The sequence below is a fragment of the Bacillota bacterium genome (assembly GCA_040754675.1).
Lineage (GTDB): Bacteria > Bacillota > Limnochordia > Limnochordales > Geochordaceae > Geochorda.
In genome coordinates this window covers 1-5,207 of record JBFMCJ010000286.1, presented here as the reverse complement: position 1 = coordinate 5,207, position 5,207 = coordinate 1, and the positions used below count along the sequence as shown (strand labels likewise).

Annotated in this window: 2 protein-coding genes and 1 pseudogene; 2 read left to right on the top strand and 1 reads right to left on the bottom strand. The window is 69.4% G+C overall.

Features of this window, described 5'->3' with window-relative positions:
- Together AB1609_15000 and AB1609_14995 are read left to right on the top strand one after the other, a co-directional pair.
- On the top strand, positions 1–2,543 hold a 2,543-nt coding region (locus tag AB1609_15000; GenBank protein MEW6047765.1), incomplete at its 5' end, for a penicillin acylase family protein.
- 389 nt (positions 2,544–2,932) lie between these two features.
- Complete coding sequence (locus AB1609_14995; protein MEW6047764.1) at positions 2,933–4,195, top strand: S41 family peptidase; 1,263 nt, start codon at positions 2,933–2,935, stop codon at positions 4,193–4,195.
- 159 nt (positions 4,196–4,354) lie between these two features.
- On the opposite strand, the pseudogene AB1609_14990 reads toward AB1609_14995, so the two are convergent.
- Positions 4,355–4,810 (bottom strand): annotated as a pseudogene (locus AB1609_14990) (ATPase).
- Positions 4,811–5,207: the final 397 nt, after the last annotated feature.

Below are 5,207 nucleotides of genomic sequence, written 5' to 3'. Positions count from 1 at the left end.
CCGCGCGGTCGCTCGAGCAGCTCTCCCCGGGCGCCCGGGCCGACCTGGAGGCGTACGCGGCGGGTGTCAACGCGTTCCTGGAGATGGCGGAACAGAGCGGCACCCTGCCCGCCGAGTACGGGGTGCTGGAGCTGACCCGAGTTCGTCGCTGGAAGCCGGTGGACTCCATTTCCATCCTCAAGCTCGTGGGGTTCTCGCTCTCGTTCGACCTCGATGCCGCGTACGCAAACATCGCCCAGGCGTACGCGAGCGCTCTTGGCCCCGAACGGGGATGGGCGGCGTTCACCGACCTGTGGCGCCTGGCCCCTGCCGACCCTGCATCCGTCGTGCCCGACGCGGTCGGCTACAGGCCCTCGGGAGTGAGGCCAGCAGCCGGCGGGGGGACGGGGAGAGAAGGCGCGGCGAGCGCGGGCTCCGGGGCGCCGCCCCCCGGTCAACTGGTTCAAGCGTGGCTCGCCGACCTTGCGGCCCTGCCCGCCCTGGCGGGCATGCAGGGGCCTTCCGGCAGGTGGTTCGGCAGCAACTGGTTCCTGTTGGGGCCAAGCCTCTCCACCAGCGGGTACCCGATCCTGGCCAACGACCCGCACCTGTCGCTGACCGTTCCACCGATCTGGTACCAGCAGCACCTGGTGGTCGAGCCAGTGCCCGGCGGAGAGCGCACCATCAACGTCTGGGGCGTCGCCTTCCCCGGCGTGCCGTGGGTCATCCTCGGCCACAACGAACGCATCGCCTGGGGCGCCACCACCAACCCGGCCGACCAGGCCGACACGTACCTGGAGCGGCTCGTCCAGCGGGACGGCCGGTACTACACCGAGTTCGAGGGGCAGCTGGAGGAGGTGCGGGTGCTGGCGCAGCAGTTCCGGGTAAACCAGGTCGGCGACGGCGTGCTGGACAACCTGGCGGCCGCCCCGGCGGATCGCGTTCCCCGCGCGGTGCTGGAGGTGCCGCGCCACGGCCCCATCGTGCGCATGGACCTCGGGCGGGGCGAGGCGCTGAGCGTGCAGTGGACGGGTGCCTACGCGACGCCCGACGGAGAGACGTTTTACCTGTGGAACCGCGCGCGCAGCCTGGATGACTTCGTTGCGGGCCTGCGCTACATGGATTTCGCCTCCCAGAACTGGGCTTTCGCCGACGTCTCCGGCAACATCGCCTACTTTGCCGGTGCCGAACTCCCGCTGCGGCGTGACCTGGAAGGCGGCAGCGTCGACGGCGGGCCGGCCTGGGCTCCCTATCTCGTTCGCGATGGCACGGGCCTGCGGCGTCACGACTGGATCCCCTGGCCGGCGAACCGGCCGCTTCCACCGGGGCACGGGCTTCCGTTCGAGGTGCTGCCGGAGTCTGAAATGCCTCACGTGGTCAACCCGGCGGGCGGTTTCATCGTCTCCGCCAACAACGACCCCATTGGCACGACGCTGGACGGGGATCCGTTCAACGACCGCAGGGCGAGCGGGGGCATCTATTACCTGGGGCCGGCCTACAGCATCGGCTTCCGGGCAGGCCGCATCACGCAGCTGATCCGGGAACGGGCACGGCGCGCCGGGAAGCTCTCTGTCGCCGACACGATGGCCATCCAAAGCGACGTGGTAGAACTCTCTGCGCTGCGGCTCCTGCCGTTTTTGCTGGGGGCGTGGGACCGGGCGCAAGCCACCGCGGGAGCCGGGGACGCTCTGGCCAGGTTCCGAACGCGTGAACTGGCCGAGGCGGTGGATTACCTGAAAGGGTGGGACGGATCGACCCCGACCGGCCTGGATCAGGGCTGGGATGCCAACGATACGGCGCCGCCGGGCGAGCCGCCGGGCCTGGGCGCGCCCGACCGGCAGGAGATCCGCTCAAGCGTCGCCGCCACCATCGCGAACGTGTGGGTGGGGCAGCTCATCCGCAACACCGTGGACGCGGCCATCGCCCGGGTGTCGCCCGAGTTGCCGCGCCCCGACGGGTCGATGGCGGTTCGGGTGCTTCTCCACCACCTGGAGAACTTCGACCGGACGCAGGGCGTGGGGGGTTCAGGGCTGAGCTTCTTCGATCTCCCGGGAGTCGAGCTGCCGGCGGCCGTGGAGCGGGACATCCTGCTGCTCACGAGCCTGGAGGACGCGCTGCGGCTTCTGACGGGCCCTCTGGCAAGTGCCTTCGGCGCCGTGCGCTCCCTCGAGGACCTGCGCTGGGGCGCGCTCCACCGCCTCGTGCTGACCGACCTGCTGGGCCGTCCCGCTACGGCAGCCGTTCCGCCGGGTGACGGCATCCCTGTGGACGGGGGGTTCGAGGTGGTGGATGCGTCGAGCTTTGACCCCAGGGCGGCGACGCCGCCTGCGTTCCGGTTCAGCGGCGGGCCATCGGTGCGGTTCATCGTCGAACTGCGCCCGGGGGCGGTTGAGGCGTATGCGTCGCTACCGGGTTCCCAGCAGGCGGCTGGCCCCACGAACCCGGCTGCCAACCTGCTGCCCACGTGGCTTGCGAATGATTACTATCGTGTGCCTTTCGCCGACCGGGACGTGGATGCGGCCGCGGTTTCCCGGCTGCAGATGCTGCCGGCCGGGCAGCCGTAAGGCCGGAAGGGCTGAAAAAGAGCGGTGGGCTCCGGTCAGCCGGAGCCCACCATCCTGCCTTGCGCACGGGGGGCTTGCCGCACGCGCAACGCAAGCTTTTTGGGCTAAAATGCCCCTAAAAGAGCCGCCACGCAACCGATGCAAAGCCCCGCGGCTGCGACGGCAACACCAACGAACGCAACCGATATGGCCGCAGCGATCGCAACACAAATCGCACCGCACGCCCGGCGCCTGACTTGCTCGTTGACCATCGTCGCATCGCCCCCCGCCAATGCGAGCATAGCGCCGGGGCCTTGCCAGACGGTTGCACGGGGCTTGCAAAATCCTTGCGCGTCCCGCGGCGGATGCACGGGGCGCCAGCGGAGGCGAACCTCTTGGCAAGAGCCTCCATGAGATGGGCCACCCTGCTTCTCGCCGGGTGGATTCTGGGGGCCCGGGCGCTGCTTCAAGTCCCCTTCGCCCTTGCCGGTGCGGCCGCCGGCACCGGCGAAGCCCCGGCGGACCCCCAGGCGGTGGTGCGGGCAGCCTGGCAAATCGTCTCCGAGCAGTACTTTGACGAGAAGTTTGGCGGAGTTTCGTGGGATCAGGCGCTGCTCGGCCGCTACCTGAAGGAGGCCGCCGCCCCTGGCGCGGACGGCTACGCCGTCGCCTCCCGGATGGTGGCCGAGTTGAAGGATCCGGGCACGTTCATCATCGACCCGGCGACCCGGCGCCAGTTGGAGCAGCAGGGCGTCCGGATCAACGTGGTGGGCATCGGCGTGCTGCTCATCGAAGGCCCCGAGGGCTATCCGGTCATCGGGCAGGTGCTGCCGGGCGGAGCGGCGGCCGACGCCCGGCTTCCACGGGGGCTCCTGATCACAGCCGTGGACGGGTGGGCCACCAAGGACCAACCCCTCGACCAGGTTGCCTCGCGCGTCCGGGGAGAGGCCGGCACCCGCGTCCGTCTGGATCTGGAGCGCCCGGGAGGCGGTCGCCGGCAGGTGGAGCTCACCCGCCGCCCGGTCAGCGTCGAGCCGAAGATCGAAAGCCGCACGCTGCCGGACAACATCGGGTACATTTACCTGCCGCACTTTGGAACCGGCATGGAAACTGCCTTTTTGGGCGAGCTTCGCAAGCTGTACCGCACCCGGGCGCTCATCCTGGACCTGCGGTTCAGCCAGGGGGCCGGTTCACTGGAGACGCTCTCGCACATCGCAGGCCTTCTCACGAACCAGTGGCTCGGCATCCTCGTGTTCCGCCAGGGGGTGGTCGCGCTACCTGCGCAGAAGGCCGAAAGCTCGGATAACCCGCTCATTCCGGCGCCCACCTCCATCGACTTCTACGACAAGCCGGTGGCGGTGCTGGTGGATGGGGGAACGACCTTCGCCGTGCTGGCGTTCGCCCTGCGCGCCAATGGCCGGGCCGTGGTCGTCGGCCGGCCCACCCCTGCACGGGCGGGCGATCAACAGGCCTACTTCGAACTTCCCGGCGGGGGGTTGATCGGGGTGACGGCCGCCCGGTTCCACTCAGCTGCCGGTCGCCCGCTCGTCGGGCCGGTCGTCCCCGACATCACCGTCCCCATCGACCGGGAGTTCCTGAAGGCCTGGGAGAGCGGTTCGGACCTGGACATCCAGCGAGCCATCGAGTTGCTGCGCCGGCGCGGCGCCATCTGATGCCGCACCCGCCTGCGCCGCTGCGGCGACGGAGGCTTCCTCCCGCGGGGGAAGGACGCTCCCGTCGGGCGCAAGGCGCCCTGCGTCAAACAGGCCAGCCAGTTCCTGAATCTCGCTGCCGGTGAGTTCGTTGGATTCGAGCAGCTTCCGGGCAATCGCGTGTACCAGCGGCGCCTGGGTGCGCAGGAATTCGCTGACCTTCGCCTTTTCGCGGTCCAGGAGCCGGTTGATGCGGGACTTGAGTTCGTCGTCGGGCGCTCCTGCCGGGCTCAAAGCCTGGTATGAGTACAGCGTGCCGTCCATGCCGAATGAACCGATGTAGGCCCCCGCAAGGCGCGTCGCCGCCTCCAGGTCGCCGACGGCCCCCGACAGGCGGGTGCCGAGGAAGAGTTCTTCGGCGGCCCTGGAGGCCAGACTCACCTGGATGCGTGCCAGGATCTCCTCCTGGCTTTGGGTGAGGCGTTCGACAACGGGGCGGGTCGCCGAGAAGCCCAGCGCCTGCCCGTGACGGACGATGGTCGTCTTGACGACCCGTTCGTGGGGCAACAGCCGCAGCTGGGCGACCGCGTGCCCGGCCTCGTGGTACGCCAGGCGGCGGCGCTCCTCGGGGAGCATGGACCGGAGCGGCTGCTTGAGGCCCATCTCGTGGACCTCTCGTGCGTAGGTGATGTCCTCGTACGTGATGTAGCTGCGCCCGTCGAAGTGGGCCTTGATCACGGCCTCGTTGATGACGTGCTTCACCTTGGCCGGGGTGTAGCCGACCATGTCGGCGGAAAGCTCGTCGAGCTGCTTGTCGAGCGATGGGTCATGGGCCACCTTGCCCAGGTAGTAGGCGATGACCTCTTTGCGGCCCTCGAAGTCGGGCGCCTGCACCACGATCTGCCGGTCGAAGCGGCCGGGGCGCAGGAGGGCCGGGTCGAGCACTTCTGGCACATTGGTTGCAGCCATGGTGAAGACGATTGGCTGTGGGCCTGGCTTGGGGCGGAAGCCGAGCCAGCGAAGGAACCTCGCC